Raw genomic sequence first — 17618 nt, 5'->3', positions numbered from 1 at the left:
CACAACTCGCCCGGACGATGCAACATCGTCCCGACCGTATATGAAATGCGGCTCAGGTAGATTGATGGGGAATTTCAGATATGTCGACCACAGACGACTGGGTAGAAAAACTCAAACAAACCCGAGACGAGATCAAACTACAGCTGCATCTCGGCTCTAAGGAAGCTGAAGACGAATGGGATGAGCTGGTCGGAGAATGGGACAAGTTCGCGGCCAAAGCCCAACTTGAAAAATCTTCCGAAGAAGTCGCTGATGCGGCCCGCGACCTTGGACTCAAGCTCAAGTCCGCTTTTGATCGTATGAAGAAAACTTAGGTCCGAAGCATAAATTGAAACATACCCCTGAAGACGATCCCGATCCCGGAATTCTGAGACCGTCGCTATCGGTGGTGCGTGATGTCATGATCGTACTGGCGGTATCCGTCTTCGGGCTCAGCGCCGGGGCCGGGTTTCTTGTGCCGCTGACGCTGGCCGTGTTGGTTTTCGTTCTGATCATCGCGGCCAGTGACTGGGTTTTGCGAATATCTAATCCGTTTTTCACACTGCCGCGCTGGTTCGCCAACCTTGTGGGCGTGCTGCTGGTGCTGAGCGGACTGCTTGCAATCATGTATGTGCTGGGCAGTCAGGCGACCCAGTTCACCCGCGCCCTGCCCCGCTATGAGGCCCAGTTCGATCAGGCGATCACCCGCATCGGTGGGCTTTTGGGGGCTGACCTGACGGCGGTTTTGCAAACCAACCTGATCAACATTGACCTGTCCCGTCTTGCACTAAGCGCATTTGGTGGGGCCACGTCCTTTATCAACGCCTTCCTGCTGATCTGCATTTATGTGGGATTCATGATGGCCGAACGGACGGTCATGGCGCATAAAATGCTACTCGCGGTTCGCGACCCGGAACTCGGGCACGAGATTTCGACGATGATAGGCACGATTTCGGACAGTCTGCAGCGATATATCGGGGTCAAAACCTTCATCAGTGCTCTGACAGCCCTGTTCAGCTATGCTGCATTCCGCGTTCTGGGATTGGACTTCCCCGAAACCTGGGCGGTTCTGACCTTTGCGCTGAACTTTATTCCATCCATCGGGTCGGTGGTGGCGGTGATCTTTCCAGCATTGGTATCGCTGGTCCAGTTTGACTCGATCACGCCCTTTCTGGTGATTGTGTTCTTTTGCGGCACCGTCCAGTTCCTGATCGGCAATATTCTTGACCCCGCCTTATTGGGTCGATCCTTGAACCTGTCGACTTTCATGGTGATTATCGCGCTGACGTTCTGGAGCGCGGTCTGGGGTCTGATCGGTGCGTTTTTAAGCGTTCCGCTGACAGTCGGAATCCTGATCATCCTTAGCCAAATTCCCGCAACACGCCCGGTGGCGATCCTGATGTCGATTGACGGCAAACTCAGTATCCCCAGGGCCGACAAGAAAGATAAATCCTGATGCCGACAAAAGCTGAACTTGAAGACGAATTGAAAGCGTTGAAAGAAGACCGCGCAAGGGATCAAAAGGATCAGGACGATCAGGATCCTCCGGAAAAGCAGACCCTGGCCGACATGCTGAGCAGTCACGGGGTCGACAAGGATCAGATCGACGCGCTGTGGTCGCAGTTTTCAGAAGAACTTGGGCACCTGCCCGAGCGCAAACCACTGATGACTGTCGTCGCCGCGTTCGGTCTGGGATTTATCATAGGAAGGATGTCGAAATGAGCGATAATCGCAGCATGAACCGCATAGGCCGCAACATCCGTCTGATCCTGCGCAGTGAACGACTGATTGCTGGCCGACAAATGGATGCGATCATCAAGCAAACCGGGTTGATGGCTTTTGCCGGGCTGATCGCGGTCATGGGTCTGGTGATGCTGAACCTGGCCGCGTTCTTTGCCCTGCAGTCATCGTTCCCGGCCTATGGCGCTGCCTTGATCGTGGCCGGCGCGGACTTTGTTCTGGTGTTTTTGCTGGCCCAGATCGCGTCCCGTCAGGCCCCCGGCTCAGAACTGGAGCCCGCGAACGAAATGCGCGACCTGGCTGTGGCCGAACTTGAGGCTGATCTGGATGAAACCGTGACCGAAGTGCGCGGCATTGCCCAGGATGTGCGGCGCATGGCCCAGGATCCGCTGGGCAGTGTCCTGCCCTCTCTGATCGGACCATTGTTGGGGATGCTATTGAAAGGGTCCAAGAAAAAAGACGACTGACGTCGTCTTGGACTGTGACAAGTGCAAACCTTGAACACAGGTTGGATCGACGCAAATGTGCACTACGAATGGCAAACGAGGACAGCTGATGACGGCACGTGACGAGATTATCGAACTTAAGGTCCGTATGGGCCAGTCGATCATCGGGCAAACCGATGTCATCGACCGGCTGGTGATCGGCCTGCTGGCCAACGGCAACCTGTTGGTCGAAGGCCTGCCCGGGCTGGCCAAGACCCGCGCGATCAAGGCGATGGCCAAAAACCTTGACGCACGGTTCAGTCGCATCCAGTTCACGCCAGACCTGTTGCCATCGGACGTAACCGGGACCGAGGTGTATACCCAGACCGATGAGGGCGGCGTGTTTCGGTTTGATCCCGGCCCGATCTTTGCCAACATCGTTCTGGCCGATGAAATCAACCGCGCCCCGGCCAAGGTTCAGGCCGCGTTGCTGGAAGCGATGGAAGAACGGCAGGTCACTGTCGCCGGGACGACCCATGTCATGGAACCCCTGTTCATCGTCATGGCCACGCAGAACCCGGTGGACCAAGAAGGCACCTATCCGCTGCCCGAGGCCCAGATGGACCGGTTCCTGATGCATGTGAATATCACGTATCCGCCTGTCGAAGACGAAGTCGAAGTGATCCGGCTGGTGCGGGGTGAAGAAATTGCAGCACTGGAAAGCGCGCAAGACAAGGCCGAGAAACCAGCTCCAAAGGCGGCGATTTCACAAGATGCCGTGTTCGCGGCCCGTGCCGAAATCGGTCAGATCCACGTGTCTGACGCGATGGAGCGGTACATGGCCGATCTGGTCTATGCCACCCGCACCCCGGCCAGTCTGAGCGATGATCTGGCCCGATGGATCGAAATCGGCGTCAGCCCCCGTGCCTCGCTGGCGCTGGACAAATGCGGACGGGCCCATGCCTGGCTTGCGGGACGCGATTATGTCGATCCGCAGGACGTCCGCGCCGTCCTGCCGGACGTTTTCCGCCATCGCATGACTCTCAGCTTCGAGGCGCAGGGCGACGGCATGCAGCCCGATGATGTGACGAGTGAGATCGCAAAACTGGTGGCGCTGCCGTAAGGAACCGTTCGATGGCCGCACCCGGCTCAATCCCACCGAACGATCCACGCATCCATGTCGATGCCGATCACCTGCGCCGTTTGGGCGGACAGGCCGGAGCGTTGTCTTTCCTGCCACGCCAACCGGCGCAATCCGTCCTGAATGGGCGACATTCTTCGCGCTTGCGCGGACGCGGGCTGAACTTCGAAGAACTGCGCAATTACATGCCCGGCGACGATGTGCGTTCTATCGATTGGAAGGTCACCGCGCGCACCGGTGAGCCGCATGTCCGTGTGTATACAGAAGAACGCGACCGTCCGGTTTTGCTGCTGGTCGATCAACGCCTGTCGATGTTCTTCGGAACACAAGTGTACATGAAATCCGTCATCGCCGCCGAGGCTGCGGCGATTGCCGCGCTCCGTGTTCTGGCGCAGGGCGACCGGGTCGGTGGAATCGTTTTTGGCGATGATACTGTGGCCGAACACCGCCCGCAGCGCCGTTCATTGGCGCTGAACCGGCTTTTGAACTCGATCGCCGATGCAAATGCCCTGTTGAACCCAAACTTGCGTCCGCAGGGTCAGATCGCGCTGAACCGCATTCTGCAATCGGCCATCCGCATTGCCCACACCAACGCCCTTGTTCTGGTGTTCAGCGATTTTGATGGCATCGACGAAAAATCCGAAGCGCTGCTGCGACGTCTTTCGGCCAGCAATGACCTGATCCTGTTCCATGTCTCGGACCCGACGGGCGTATCAGCCCTGCCGGATGATTTTCGCGTGACCGTTTCAGATGGAGATTTGCAGGCCGATCTGGACGCGTCCGATCCTGCTGTTAAGGCCCGGGTCTTGACAGCGTCGCGGGATCGTCTGGCGCAGCTTAATGGCTGGTCGCGCCGGTATGGGTTTCCGATTGTGCCGATGACCTCGGCTGAACCGGCCTTGGATCAGATGTTGCGCTTGTTCGGTCATGCCGGAGCACGGCGATGACGGAAGCCGAGCTGCAAGGCAAAAACCTGATCGAATTGCTTGAGCTTCTTGAGGAGGTTCCTGTGCCTGCGCCGGTTTCGATGGTGCCACAAACACCCGGTTGGATCGTTCTTGGCATTGTGTTGCTGACTATATCGATCGTCGTCTATCGCCGGGTGCGCAACCATCGTCGCGCCGAAGCTTATCGCAAAGCGGCCCTTGCCGAACTTGGGCAGACAGCAGACGATCCCGCACGGATCGCCGATGTGCTGCGCCGCACAGCGCTGGCTGCCTTTCCACGCGAACAGGTCGCGGGTCTGTATGGCCAGGACTGGCTGACGTTTCTGGATCAGAGTTTTCCCGGTTCTGGCTTTGCCAGTGGCCCCGGACAGGTGTTGACCACGGCCGCGTATCGCGACACGGCGCCCTCCTCCGATCTGGGCAAGCTCGCCCGGGACTGGATCAAAACCCACAAACGGTCCGAGGGGGTCTGATGCTGTCCTTTGCCGTTCCATGGGTTGCTCTGTTGTTGCCTCTGCCCTGGCTGGTCTGGCGGTTCGCGCCTCCGCATCACGACAGAACCTCGGCGACTCGTATCCCGTTCTTCAGGATGGTGACGCAAGCCGCCGGAGTGGAAGGCCGCAAAGGCGCCGTGGTTCTAAGCCGCGGTCGGATCCAGATGGCCATCGCAATTGCCGTCTGGGTGTTATTGGTCGCGGCCCTGGCCCGTCCTGAACGGTTGGGCGACCCGATTGTCATTGAAACGGCGGCCCGTGACGTGGTGCTGGCGCTTGATATCTCGGGGTCGATGGATCAGCGGGATTTCAAGGGGGCTGACGGCGAAAACCATCAACGTCTGGACGCCGTCAAACATGTCATGCGCCAGTTCATTGCGGATCGCGACGGTGATCGCATGGCTTTGATCGTATTCGGCACCCGCGCCTTTGTTCAGGCTCCGTTTACCGAAGATCTGCAAAGCCTTGACGGGTTTCTGGACCAGACCGAGGTCGGCATGGCCGGCCCGAACACGGCATTGGGCGATGCCATCGGGCTTGCCATCCGCACATTCGACTCCAGTGAAGTCGATCAGCGTCTGATGATCCTGCTCAGCGACGGGGCCGATACGTCCAGCCGGGTGACCCCGGTCAACGCCGCCAGCATCGCCAAGGATAAGGGCGTCACGATTTACACGATCGGTGTCGGCGACCCCGATGCGTCGGGCGAAGACAAGGTCGATCTGGAAACGCTAAAGGACATCGCTGATCGCACTGGCGGTTCATTCTTTTTCGCAGACGAAGAACAGGCCCTGACCGAAGTCTATGCCAGGATCGACGAACAGAACCCGCGCCAGGTTGAAACCACCAGTTATCGCCCCGCCGAAAGCCTGACCTTTATTCCTCTTGCAGTTGCATTGATCCTGCTGCTGGGCGGGGTCGCGGCCATGCATCTGACCGCCCGCAAATCGAAAGCCCGGACATGAGCCAGTTTTTCGACCTGTTTCATTTTCTGCGCCCGCTTTGGCTGATCGCCGTGCCGGTGGTGCTGATCCTGTGGTGGATGGTACGTCCCCATAAAACCGCCGGGCAATCGAACGAAAGCGGGATTGCGCCGCATCTGGCCGCCGCATTGCGCGTCGGAAAAGTCGACGAACGCCGCATTCTTCCCATCGATGGGGTCGCCCTCACCGCCGTTCTGATCGCGATCGCAGTTGCAGGTCCGGCCTGGACCCGTGTCCCCAACCCGCTGATTGCCGATACTGCGCCTTTGGTCGTTGCGCTGAAAGTGACGCCGTCGATGCAGGGCACAGACCTTGCGCCGTCACGTGCCGACCGGGCCCGGTTCAAGATCCTGGACCTGATCGCTGAACGCGCCGGGGCGCGCACTGCCTTGGTTGCCTATGCCGGAACCGCACACCGGGTCGCGCCCCTGACAGAAGACCCGAACATCCTGCGGCCGCTTCTGGAAAGCCTGACCCCTGATGCGATGCCCGTCGACGGTGAAAACGCCCCCGCCGCACTGGATATCGCGGCAAGCATTCTAAGCGACGCGGACACCCCAGGCGCCATCCTGTTTGTTCTTGACGATCTTGGTCCCACTGCGGTCGAAGCCTTCAATGCCCCAGATCTGCCACCAGTGCTGTTCTTGATTGCGGCGCCCGACAGCGTGACCCTGCCCCAGCTGGATCGGATTGATGGCGCGACGATTGTTCGGATTTCGCCCGATGACCATGACATCCATCAGATCGAACGCCGTGTCCGCGCGGCCTATGCTGCCGCTCTGGCGGGTGACGAACGCCTGCGCTGGGAGGATCGTGGCTGGTGGTTGGCGTGGCCCGCTGCTTTGCTGATATTGTTATGGTTCCGACGCGGCTGGACCATGCGCTGGGTCTGGATCATCGTGCTCGCCTCGGCTTTTGCGCCGTCCGGCGCGCGCGCAGATGGGTGGGTGGACTGGTTCTTCACACCTGATCAGCAAGGTCAGATTGCCCTGAACCGTAAGGAATACGCTCGCGCAGGAGAAGTGTTCGCCGACCCCTATCTGAACGGCTATGCCAAATACAAAGCGGGTCAGTACGAAGAGGCAGCGACGGTCTTTGCCGGAATCGCCACCGCCGAGGCCGCCTTTGGCGAAGGTATGGCGCATATGAAAAGCCGGGGCTACCGCCCGGCCATAGCCGCCTTTGAAAAAGCGCTGGAACGCCAGCCCGATTTCCCGGAAGCGCAACACAACCTCGAAGTCGCCCGCTATACCCTCGACTATATCGAAGACGCTCGCGAACAATCCGACACCGGCGAAGATTCAGGCATTGGGGCCGATGATGTCGTGTTTGACAATGACGAGGCGCGCGGCGCGACCACCCAGGTCGAAGCGCCCAGCGAAGACGCCGCCCCACTGACGGCAGATCAGTGGATCAGCAGCATCGATACGAATATGACCCAGTTCCTGCGCAGCCGTTTTCTGATGGACAACGCGGGGGACAATCAATGAGACGCCTGATTGTATGTCTGCTGCTGTTGCTTTGGCCCGCTTTGACCTTGGCGCAAGACAGCCCACGGGTCGACGTGACGCTGGACACGACCGAGGTCATCGCGGGCCAACCTGTGGTGCTGAGGATCAAAGTTCTGGTGCCGACCTGGATGCCAACGCCGCCCGTCTATCCCAACCTTGAACAACCTGACCTGATGGTCCGCCTGCCAGAACGCGCGACAACACCCGTCAGCGAAAAAGTGAACGGCGAGACATGGTCCGGCACCAGCCGGGCCTACCGGCTGTATCCGCTGGCACCGGGACAGTTCAACATTTCCGGCAAAACGCTGACGATCACTTATGCCGCGCCGGGCAGTTCCGATCCGGTGACCGACAACCTGTCGCTTGCCCCGATCCTGATCACGGCAATTGTACCGGACGCGGCAAAAGACCTGTCGCCGTTTATCGCAGCTGTCGGGTTCACCGTCGATCAGACATTCGAAGGTGACTCAGAAGGAGAACTGCAGGTGGGCGACGCCATCACCCGCACCCTGACGGCCCGGATCGACGGCACCACTCCCATCCTGATCCCCAATCTGCTGTCCCGCCCGGAAGACGGGCCTTTGCGCGCCTACGCGGATGAACCGCGTGTGAGCGAAACCGAAAATCGCGGGACGCTATCGGGCACCCGGACCGAACGTGTCAGTTATGTCGCGCAGACCGGCGGAACGACCAGCCTGCCCGAGATCACTCTGAATTGGTACAATCTGGACAGCAAAACGGTCGAAACTATCACGCTGCCCGGCACCGAATTGACTGTGGCCGAGCCACCGGCGCCGCCGATGGACCCGTGGGACGTGGCAGGATGGGCTCTGGCGGTTTTGCTGGCCGCGCTCTTGGGCTATTTCCTGTGGCGTTGGTTGGCCCCGCAGTTACGGAACTGGCGCGCTTCGAAAAAAGCCGCTTGGGAAGCATCAGAAGACTATGCTGCACAACGCGTTCAGATGGCTGTGGCGGCAAAGGATCTCAACACAACTTATGCAGCGCTTGATCACTGGCGCAGCTTTTGCGAACAGGCCGATGCTTTGCCCGAAGCGGCGGCGTTGACATCTGCGTTGCAGCATATCGGGGCCGCACGATTTGGGGGCCAGACCCAAGGCCCGGAGAATTGGAACGACGTCAGCAAAGCCTTTGGGGTGCTAAGGGCGACTGTCAAAACCCGCAATGCGCTTCCAGACCGCCTTCCCCTCTTGAATCCGCTCGGTTCTACTTAGCCCTCTATCGTCTATGCTGTGTGGCCAAGTATCCGTTCCTAGGCCCGGTTCGTCCACTCCAGCCTATGACGCCCGCCCACAACGGTGTTGCGACCCACAAGACATTGCGCCGCAAAGCCCGCCAACCGGGTACCCGATCTATCCGAAAGGCGTATTCAGATGCCTGAAGGATTCCCGAAGGTACAGGAATAATCCGACATTTGGCGTGTTCGATTTACCGAAGCTGGCGTAAGCTTCTGAGGTCCGATTCCATTCGTTTTTTGTTAATTTTGGGGGTTGGATGCGTTGTGACGTCGACGTTTTTTTTCGGCGGGCTAGTTAAAGAAATTCGGGCTTTATCAGGCGCGGAGTTGTTAGGAGACACCAATGATAGACTTTAAAACCGTGGCAAACAGTTGCCGACGGTCCATGCACGGGATAGCGACCTTGTCAGTCGCCGTTCTGCTGGCCGCGCCAGCTTGGGCACAGTCGGAAAAACCAAATATTCTTGTGATCTGGGGCGATGACATCGGACAGTCGAATATTTCGGCTTACACGATGGGACTGATGGGCTATCAAACGCCCAATATCGACCGGGTCGCCAACGAAGGCATGATCTTTACCGACTACTATGGTGAACAATCCTGTACCGCCGGGCGGTCGTCGTTCATCATGGGGCAATCGGTCTTCCGCACCGGCCTGTCGAAAGTCGGCATGCCAGGCGCCAAGGAAGGCATGCAGATTGAAGATCCGACAATCGCCGGTCTTCTCAAAGCGCAAGGTTATGCCACGGGTCAGTTCGGCAAAAACCACCTGGGTGACCGGGATGAGATGCTGCCGACAAACCACGGTTTCGACGAATTTTTCGGCAATCTGTATCACCTGAATGCTGAAGAAGAGCCCGAGAACGAAGATTATCCGCAAAACCCTGAATTTCGCGAGCGTTTTGGCCCGCGCGGGGTGATCAAATCCAGCGCTGATGGTGCCATTGAAGACACCGGCCCGCTGACCAAAAAACGCATGGAAACCGTAGACGACGAAACGTCTGCCGCGGCCATCGACTTTATCAAGCGCAAGACCGAAGAAGGTGTTCCCTGGTTCGTTTGGTGGTCTGGCACCCGGATGCACTTCCGCACCCACGTCAAAGACGAAATGCGGACACAGGCTGACGAAATCGCTGGTAAGCACCTGGACGAATATCAGGCCGGTATGGTCGAACATGACCTGCACATCGGTCAGTTCCTTGACCTGCTGGACGAACTTGGCATCGCCGACAACACCATCGTGCATTACTCGACCGACAACGGCCCGCACATGAACAGCTGGCCAGATGCTGCGATGACACCGTTCCGGGGTGAAAAGAACACCAACTGGGAAGGCGGCTGGCGTGTGCCGTCGATGGTGCGTTGGCCCGGTCAAATCGAAGCCGGTTCTATCAGCAACGAGATCATGCACCACATGGACTGGTTGCCGACTTACTTGGCCGTTGCCGGAAACCCGAACATCAAAGAGCAGCTGCTTGAAGGCGGTGTTCAGGCGATTGGACGCGAATACCGCGTGCATCTGGATGGCTACAACTTCCTGCCCTATCTTACAGGTGAAGCTGATGAAGGCCCACGTCACGAGATCTTTTATTTCTCGGATGACGGTGACCTGACCGCTCTGCGTTATGACGACTGGAAAGCTATCTTCCTTGAGCATCGTTATCCCCAGACCCTTCGCGCCTGGGCCGAGCCTTGGACCGAGCTGCGTATTCCGCTCTTGTTCAACCTGCGTCGTGACCCTTACGAACGTTCCAACATCACGTCCAACACCTATTGGGACTGGTATCTGGACCGCGTCTATCTGCTGCTTCCAGCGGCTGATTATGTCGGCAAGTTCCTGGCCACGTTCGAAGAGTTCCCACCGCGTCAGAAACCGGGTAGCTTCACCATTGGTGACGCGTCGGCGATGATCCTCGAAGCGACCGGGTCCAAGTAAAGCCCACGCTTTGTCGTAAACAAATCAAGGCCGCCGTACGTATTGCGGCGGCCTTTTTACATTGAACTCTAATAGGTTGGACATGAAACTTATTGCACCTCTCGCCGCGACAATCGCTTTTGCAGCAAGCGCACTCTTGGCCGATCCTCTGCCATCCTGGAACGACACAGACGCAAAGTCGCGCATCATCGATTTTGTCGAAAGCGTCACTGATCCAGCATCAGATGACTATGTTACACCTGCCAACCGCATCGCGACCTTCGACAATGACGGCACGCTCTGGGCTGAGCAGCCGATCTATTTCCAGTTGATTTTCGCCATCGACGTGATCGCCGATATGGCACGGGAAGACCCATCAATCCTGACCTCAGACCCCCTGAAGGCGGCGGCTGCAAAAGACTATAAAGCCGTCATTTCGGGTGGCAAAGAGGCCGTTATCGAAGTATTGACCGCCTCGCATGCAGGCATGAGCGTCACCGATTTTCAGGCCCGTGTCGCGGAATGGGTCAGCACAGCAACCCACCCGCAAACCGGCCTGCGCTATGACCAGATGACCTATCAGCCGATGGTCGAACTGTTGCGCTATCTGCGCGATGAAGACTTCAAAACCTATATTGTGTCCGGTGGTGGCATCCACTTTATGCGGGTCTTCGCTGAGCAGGCTTATGGCATCCCGTCCGAACAGGTGATCGGCACCTATACCGAAACCCAGTACACGGTCGAAAACGGCGTTCCAATGATCATAAAGGCCCCGGCCATTGGGTTTGTCGATGACAAGGACGGCAAGCCGGTCAACATCGAACGGATCATTGGCAAGCGCCCAATCCTTGCCGCCGGAAACTCGGACGGAGATTTCGCCATGCTGGAGTGGAGCACGGCGGGCGATGGTCCGCGTCTTGGCCTGATTGTACATCACACGGATGCGGATCGAGAGTACGCCTATGATCGCGACAGCCATATCGGAAAACTGGTCGACGGATTGGACAAAGGGCCTGAAATGGGCTGGTTGATCATCGACATGGCGCAGGATTGGCATCGCATCTATACTGGCGTTCGGTAGGGGGAAATCGGGCAGGTAATATGTGGGTCGCTATCAGCAGCGTTGCGGTCGCAGCAGTCTACGTCGCGGCCATAGCAGGAGCGATTCATGCCGCCCAAACCGCCCGCACCCCACAGGGTGCAGTCGGTTGGGTGGTGTTCCTGCTGACTGTCCCATTCCTTGCAATTCCGTTCTACCTGATCCTGGGTCACCACCGTCTGAAAGGCTATTTGATCTCGCGGCGTGAAACCAGCCGGGTGGTCGAAGCGATCAAGAACTTCGGACATCGTCACGCCCCCGAACCGGACTCTGTGGGTGTCGCGCTGGGGCCATTCGAGTACTGCGCTGGCCTGCCCGCTGTCAAAGGCAACTCCGGAGAACTGTTGATCGACGGTGACGCGACATTTGACGCGATTTTTGCAGCCATTGATGCCGCCGAAAACTATGTTCTGGCTCAGTTCTACATCATACACGACGATGCCCTTGGCAAAGCCTTTCAGGACCGTCTGATCGCCGCCGCGCAACGCGGCGTAACCGTGCGTATGATGACGGATGCGGTGGGCAGCATCACCCTGCCCGAAAGCTATTTCGCCAAACTGCGGGACGCGGGCGTTCAGGTTGTCGATCCGCGCAATTCACGCGGCCCAAGGTTCCGGTTTCAGATCAACTATCGCAACCACCGAAAAACTGTTATTGTTGACGGGCGTATCGGGTTTACCGGCGGTCTGAATGTCGGCGACGAATACATGGGGCTTAGCCCGGTCTTCGGACTTTGGCGCGACACACATATCAAGCTGCAAGGTCCGATGGTCACGCAATTGCAGCTGATCTTTGTCGAGGACTGGCATTGGTCAACCGAAGAGGCGCTTTTGGATGATCTCCACTGGCTGCCCGACGAGACCGAGACCGACGCGGTCGGTCTGATCGTCGCCACCGGCCCCGGCGATGTCAGCGAAACCGGAAGCCTGTTGTTCTTTTCCGCCATCACCGAAGCGACGGATCGGATCTGGATCGCCTCGCCCTATTTCGTGCCCGATCTCGATATTCTGACTGCCCTGCGCCATGCCGCTCTGCGCGGCGTCGATGTGCGCATCCTGGTGCCGGATGTCATTGACCATCGCATTCCCTGGCTGGCGGCATTCGCCTATTTTGACGAGATCATGGAGGCTGGTGTCCGCGTTTTCCGCTATACCGACGGGTTCATGCACCAAAAGGTTTTTGTCGTAGATGACTCGCTGGCCGCGGTGGGTACGACCAACCTTGATAACCGGTCCTTCCGGCTGAATTTTGAATGTATGGCGCTGTTTTTTGATCAGCGTATGGCAGCGGACGTCGACAAGATGCTACGTGCCGATTTTGAAAAATGTTTCGAGCTGACCATACAGATGGCGTCTCAATCCCGGTATATCCGCCACGGGGCACCTGTCGCCCGGCTGTTCGCGCCGCTGCTTTAACCGCGATTGCCAAACACGTGGGACGGCAAGATCCGAGTCATCACGGCAACCAGAAACGCGGTGCTGATGCCGAAAGCCAGAATGCCGGTAACGCCTGCAAACGTCCCGAAAATGCGTGTTCCGTGGTTCAAGACGACATCCCCGTACCCCACGGTGGCATAGGTCGCCATTGAGAAGTACAGCGACACGTTCCAATCCGTAAAGACACCATAATGGATCCAAGCGGCAGCCCAGATCCAGACCTGAATCGTATGGTTAAGCACCACAAATGCAACTGTGGTCACGGTCATCACACTTATGAAAAACCAGTTAGAACTGTGCGCATAACGCTGCCCCAAATGCTTCAGGGCGGCACTGCAATAGACGACCATGGCAACTTGAACCACAAGGCAGGCACCCAGAAACACGCTGCCCCAAAATATCTGCTGATCAAGTGTCACGCGATGCGTCCGTTCTAGCCATGTGCCATGTCGTGCGCCGCGCAGAATACGTTTGTTTCGCAGCAGTGACAATTGGTCAATGGCGCACGGTTGCCGGAGCAGGTTCGCGTGCTATGCTTCGGTATCGGAAGGCAAATCCCGCGTGGCGGGCAAGAATGGCAGGTCCCGGTGCTCCTCGATATTCGCAATGTTACCAAGACCTATGACGGAGCCAACGCACGCCCCGTCCTGCGGGATGTTTCCATGACACTGAACCGTGGTCAAACTGTGGCCCTGACCGGCGAAAGTGGCAGTGGCAAAAGCACGCTTCTACATCTGTCAGCCGGGTTGGATGCGTTCGATGGTGGTGAAATCACGGTCGACGGAACCGCCCTGTCCAGCCTTGACGATACCGGGCGCGCAGCCCTGCGACGCGATACGGTCGCCGTTGTCTTCCAACAGTTCAACCTGATCCCATCGCTCACCGTCGCTCAGAACCTCAGCTTTCATGCCCGTATGGCCGGACGTCTGGATACCGCCTGGCTGCAGGAACTGACGGGCCGTCTGGGCTTGGCTGACCTGACCGATCGGTATCCCGAACACCTGTCTGGCGGGCAACAACAACGCGTGGCGATTGGCCGGGCCCTTGCCGGTCGCCCTGCCCTTCTTTTGGCCGATGAGCCCACCGGAAATCTGGACGAAACCGCCAGCGGTGCCGTTTTGGATCTGATGCTGGATCTGGTCGCCCTAAGCGGAACGGCCCTGTTTCTGGTTACGCATTCGAGGCAGATCGCAGACCGACTTGACCGCCACGTTCACTTGAGCGGCGGAAAGATCGCATGACCCGTATGGCGCTTTTGGCCTTTTGGTCCCATTGGCGGCGCCATCCGGTGCAGTTTTTCACCCTGATTGCCGGTTTGGCGCTGGCGACAGCGCTGTGGTCCGCCGTTCAGGCCATCAACGCCGAAGCCCGTGCCAGCTATGCGCAGGCCGCAGTCCAACTGGGTGTCGATGGAACCGAAATCCTGACCGCCCTGGACGGGCCGATCGCTGTTTCCCAATACGTCGCACTGCGCCGCGCCGGATGGCAAGTCAGCCCTGTGCTTGATGGCACCCTGCGCCGCGAGGGTCAGAGCTTTCGCGTGCTGGGCGTTGACTTGCTAAGCTCTGCCGATCTGCCTGCCTTTGCGGCTCCCGAGGCCGCGCAGAACTTTCAAGCAGCCGATGTTCTGACCCCGCCGGGCCGTCTGTTTGCGTCACCGGAGACTGCAGCAAGTCTTGCACATTTGCCGGACCTTCCCCCGATCATCGAAACCGCCAATGTTCCCCCCGATGTGGTCCTGACGGATATTGGCATCGCCGAGCAGCTGCTGAACCGCTCCGGCCAAATTGACCGGCTACGGGTGATGCCCGTGCAATCTGCCGGGATACCGCCGCTTGCTGATATCGCACCCAACTTGCGACGCAGCACACAAACCTCGGGTGAGACGGATCGTCTGACCGATAGCTTCCATCTAAACCTGACGGCGTTTGGCCTGCTGGCATTTGCCGTTGGTTTGTTCATCGTTCACGGCACGGTCGGCCTGTCGTTTGAACAACGCCGCGCCATGTTTCGCACCCTGCGTGCCCTGGGCCTGCCGCTGCGTCGCCTGACGGTTCTGGCTGTCGCCGAACTTATGATCTTTGCCGTCATTGCCGGCCTTCTGGGGCTTGCCGCCGGATATACGATTGCCGGGGCGTTGCTACCGGATGTCTCGACCACATTGCGCGGGCTTTATGGCGTGCCAGCCGCGAACACGCTGCACCTTAGGCCTGAATGGGTGGCCAGCGGTCTTGGTATGGCGATACTTGGCACCGGTTTGGCTAGTGTGCAGGCGCTGTGGCGGTTGTGGCGGATGCCACTTCTGGCGGCCCCAGGTTTGCAATCCTGGGCTGCGGGCGCGCGGCGGACCAACCGGATTATGGCCGTCATCGGCATCGCGCTGTTTCTGGCAGGCGTTGTGGCGATGGTGCTGTTCGACGGGTTGGTGGCCGGGTTTGCCCTGCTCGCGGGCATGATGCTGGGGGCGGCCCTTATACTGGCGCCGATACTAAGCCTGATCCTGCGACTTGGTGCGCGCACGGCAAATGGGCCGATCTCCGAATGGATCTGGGCCGATCTGCGCGCCCAACTGCCCGGTGTTTCGCTGGCCTTGATGGCCCTGCTTCTGGCTCTGGCCGCCAACATCGGCGTTGGCACGATGGTTTCAAGCTTCCGTTTGACCTTTACCGGATGGCTGGATCAGCGTCTTGCATCCGAGTTGTACGTGACTGCGCGCGATGACGCTCAGGGGGCCGCGATCGAAGACTGGCTGACCCCGCAGGTCGACGCGGTTCTGCCGATCCGGTCGTTCGAATTCAGCCACGCAGGCACCCCGTTGTTCGTCTATGGCATCCGTGATCACGCCACGTATCGCGACAACTGGCCCCTGCTCGCCTACACGCCTGACGTTTGGGATATGGTGGCCTCTGGCACAGGTGTGCTGATCAACGAACAACTCGCCCGCCGCTCTCAGATCTGGCCCGGTGATACGTTGACCATTTCACCCAAATGGAGCCTGCCTGTCGCCGGGGTCTATTCCGATTATGGCAACCCGACCGGTCAAGCCATCGTCTCGCTGGACGCGTTGTTAAGTCATGCGCGTGACGTTCCGAACCGGCGCTTTGGCATCCGCGTGGCGCCTGATCGCGTCCGCGCCCTGTCACAGGAACTGCAGACCCGGTTTGATCTGCCTTCGACGGCCCTGATCAATCAGGCCGGGCTCAAGGCGCGCTCGATGGAGGTGTTTGACAAAACTTTCGTCGTCACCGGGGCGCTGAACTTGCTGACGCTTGGCGTTGCTGGGTTCGCGATCTTGACAAGCTTGCTGACACTTTGGTCGCTGCGCCTTCCACAACTTGCCCCGGTCTGGGCGCTGGGGATGACCCGGTCGCAGCTGGCCCGATTGGAAGTGGTGCGCAGTCTGGCCCTTGCCGCCCTTACCGCCCTGATTGCTTTGCCGCTGGGGCTTGGATTGGCCTGGGTTCTTCTGGCAGTGATAAATGTCGAGGCATTTGGCTGGCGATTGCCCATGTATCTCTTCCCGCTGGATTGGCTGCGGCTGTTCTTGTTGGCGTTGCTGGCAGCCGGTCTGGCCGCGGTGATCCCGGCGCGCCGACTATACCGCCTGCCGCCCTCTGATCTGTTGAAGGTGTTTGCCGATGCCCGTTAAGGCCTTGTTGATTGCGGTGTTGATGGCATTGGGCACCCTGACCCAGGCCCAGGGCTTTGCCGGATTGGGCACCGACGCCGATGGATTTGCGACGCCGCAACGGGGCACTGACCTGCAGTTCCCGCGAGATCACGGTCCGCATCCGGATTTCCGCATCGAATGGTGGTATCTGACGGCGACCCTGACCGGCGAAGATGGCGTCGACTATGGGATCCAGTGGACGCTGTTTCGATCCGCCCTGGCGCCAACCGAGGCCGAAGGCTGGCAAAGCCCGCAGGTCTGGATGGGCCATGCTGGTCTGACGACCCCGACACAGCATTATTTTGCAGAACGTCTGGCGCGCGGTGGCATCGGTCAGGCGGGTGTCACGGCGCACCCTTTTGATGCTTGGATAGACGACTGGCAAATGGCTGGAGACGACCTGTCAGACCTGCGTCTGGTCGCACGCGGTGATGTGTTTTCGTATGATCTGCGGATGCAGGCCGACGGCGCGCTTATCCGGCACGGCGATAACGGGTATTCCGTCAAGTCCGAGGCGGGTCAGGCCAGCTATTACTACTCGCAACCGGCCTATCAGATCGACGGCGTGCTGCACTTGCCTGACGGCCCGGTCCGCGTGACCGGGGATGGCTGGCTGGATCGCGAGTGGTCGTCGCAACCGCTGGCCGAGGATCAGACCGGGTGGGACTGGTTTTCACTGTCGTTCGACGATGGTGAGCGCCTGATGGGGTTTATCCTGCGGGGCGCGCAGGGCGATTTCACTTCGGGTACGTGGATTGCAGCGGATGGAACAGCAACCGCCCTGCCGCACGGCGCGTTTCAGGCGGACCCCTTGGGCACGACCGAGGTTGCGGGTCGGCAGGTCCCGACCCGATGGCGCGTTTACGTACCAGAACGCGGGTTGGATGCGCAGGTGATGGCGCTAAACCCCAACAGTTGGATGGGCACCGCATTCGCCTATTGGGAAGGGCCGGTTTCCGTGACCGGAAGCCACACGGGACGGGGCTATCTTGAAATGACCGGATACTGATTACCGGACACGGG

The 17618-nt window shown here is 59.0% G+C and carries 17 protein-coding genes; 16 read left to right on the top strand and 1 reads right to left on the bottom strand.

Annotation, left to right across the window (positions count from 1 at the left end; genetic code table 11):
• Window positions 1-80 precede the first annotated feature (80 nt).
• From FOY56_RS07930 to cls, 13 genes are all read left to right on the top strand, one after another.
• Entirely contained in the window at window positions 81-314 is a 234-nt protein-coding gene (locus tag FOY56_RS07930) for a hypothetical protein (RefSeq protein ID WP_146345304.1), read from the top strand.
• A gap of 14 nt (window positions 315-328) precedes the next feature.
• Complete coding sequence (locus FOY56_RS07925; protein WP_246139440.1) at window positions 329-1435, top strand: AI-2E family transporter; 1107 nt, start codon at window positions 329-331, stop codon at window positions 1433-1435.
• Entirely contained in the window at window positions 1435-1701 is a 267-nt protein-coding gene (locus FOY56_RS07920) for a hypothetical protein (protein ID WP_146345303.1), read from the top strand. Before FOY56_RS07925 ends, FOY56_RS07920 begins: the two co-directional genes overlap by 1 nt.
• Complete coding sequence (locus FOY56_RS07915; RefSeq protein ID WP_146345302.1) at window positions 1698-2186, top strand: phage holin family protein; 489 nt, start codon at window positions 1698-1700, stop codon at window positions 2184-2186. Before FOY56_RS07920 ends, FOY56_RS07915 begins: the two co-directional genes overlap by 4 nt.
• 88 nt (window positions 2187-2274) lie before the next feature.
• On the top strand, window positions 2275-3267 hold the full coding sequence (locus tag FOY56_RS07910; RefSeq protein WP_146345301.1) for an AAA family ATPase: 993 nt from the start codon (window positions 2275-2277) through the stop codon (window positions 3265-3267).
• A gap of 11 nt (window positions 3268-3278) precedes the next feature.
• A complete protein-coding gene (locus FOY56_RS07905) occupies window positions 3279-4232 on the top strand; it encodes a DUF58 domain-containing protein (protein ID WP_146345300.1) in 954 nt (317 codons plus the stop codon).
• Window positions 4229-4705, top strand: a complete 477-nt coding sequence (locus FOY56_RS07900) for a DUF4381 domain-containing protein (RefSeq protein WP_146345299.1) — start codon at window positions 4229-4231, stop codon at window positions 4703-4705. The genes FOY56_RS07905 and FOY56_RS07900 overlap by 4 nt, the downstream gene beginning before the upstream one ends.
• Window positions 4705-5691 carry a VWA domain-containing protein gene (locus tag FOY56_RS07895; protein WP_146345298.1) on the top strand — a complete coding sequence of 329 codons (987 nt, stop codon included), beginning with the start codon at window positions 4705-4707 and terminating at the stop codon, window positions 5689-5691. Before FOY56_RS07900 ends, FOY56_RS07895 begins: the two co-directional genes overlap by 1 nt.
• The gene (locus FOY56_RS07890) at window positions 5688-7199 is read left to right on the top strand and encodes a VWA domain-containing protein (RefSeq protein ID WP_146345297.1); all 1512 of its coding nucleotides are present in this window, start codon (window positions 5688-5690) and stop codon (window positions 7197-7199) included. The genes FOY56_RS07895 and FOY56_RS07890 overlap by 4 nt, the downstream gene beginning before the upstream one ends.
• Window positions 7196-8452, top strand: coding sequence for a BatD family protein (locus tag FOY56_RS07885; RefSeq protein ID WP_146345296.1), 1257 nt, complete (start codon window positions 7196-7198; stop codon window positions 8450-8452). The genes FOY56_RS07890 and FOY56_RS07885 overlap by 4 nt, the downstream gene beginning before the upstream one ends.
• Before the next feature lie 408 nt (window positions 8453-8860).
• The gene (locus tag FOY56_RS07880; protein WP_246139447.1) at window positions 8861-10411 is read left to right on the top strand and encodes an arylsulfatase; all 1551 of its coding nucleotides are present in this window, start codon (window positions 8861-8863) and stop codon (window positions 10409-10411) included.
• 82 nt (window positions 10412-10493) lie between these two features.
• Window positions 10494-11471 (top strand): HAD family hydrolase, encoded by a 978-nt coding sequence (locus FOY56_RS07875; RefSeq protein WP_146345294.1) that lies wholly within the window; start codon window positions 10494-10496, stop codon window positions 11469-11471.
• Between the two features lie 20 nt (window positions 11472-11491).
• A complete protein-coding gene (gene cls / locus FOY56_RS07870) occupies window positions 11492-12904 on the top strand; it encodes a cardiolipin synthase (RefSeq protein WP_146345293.1) in 1413 nt (470 codons plus the stop codon).
• Here cls and FOY56_RS07865 read toward each other — a convergent pair.
• Window positions 12901-13344, bottom strand: a complete 444-nt coding sequence (locus FOY56_RS07865) for a potassium channel family protein (protein ID WP_146345292.1) — start codon at window positions 13342-13344, stop codon at window positions 12901-12903. The genes cls and FOY56_RS07865 overlap by 4 nt on opposite strands.
• Before the next feature lie 168 nt (window positions 13345-13512).
• On the opposite strand from FOY56_RS07865, the gene FOY56_RS07860 reads away from it, so the two are divergent.
• The 3 genes from FOY56_RS07860 to FOY56_RS07850 are packed head-to-tail and all read left to right on the top strand — an operon-like array spanning window position 13513 to window position 17604.
• Window positions 13513-14166, top strand: coding sequence for an ABC transporter ATP-binding protein (locus FOY56_RS07860; protein ID WP_246139439.1), 654 nt, complete (start codon window positions 13513-13515; stop codon window positions 14164-14166).
• Window positions 14163-16574 carry an ABC transporter permease gene (locus tag FOY56_RS07855; protein ID WP_146345290.1) on the top strand — a complete coding sequence of 804 codons (2412 nt, stop codon included), beginning with the start codon at window positions 14163-14165 and terminating at the stop codon, window positions 16572-16574. Before FOY56_RS07860 ends, FOY56_RS07855 begins: the two co-directional genes overlap by 4 nt.
• On the top strand, window positions 16564-17604 hold the full coding sequence (locus tag FOY56_RS07850; RefSeq protein WP_146345289.1) for a lipocalin-like domain-containing protein: 1041 nt from the start codon (window positions 16564-16566) through the stop codon (window positions 17602-17604). Before FOY56_RS07855 ends, FOY56_RS07850 begins: the two co-directional genes overlap by 11 nt.
• The last annotated feature ends 14 nt before the right edge of the window (window positions 17605-17618 follow it).

This window comes from Falsiphaeobacter marinintestinus, assembly GCF_007923355.1.
GTDB classification, from domain to species: domain Bacteria; phylum Pseudomonadota; class Alphaproteobacteria; order Rhodobacterales; family Rhodobacteraceae; genus Phaeobacter_A; species Phaeobacter_A marinintestinus.
The sequence above is the reverse complement of the archived record's forward strand: the minus strand, read 5'-3'. Positions and strand labels throughout refer to the sequence as shown.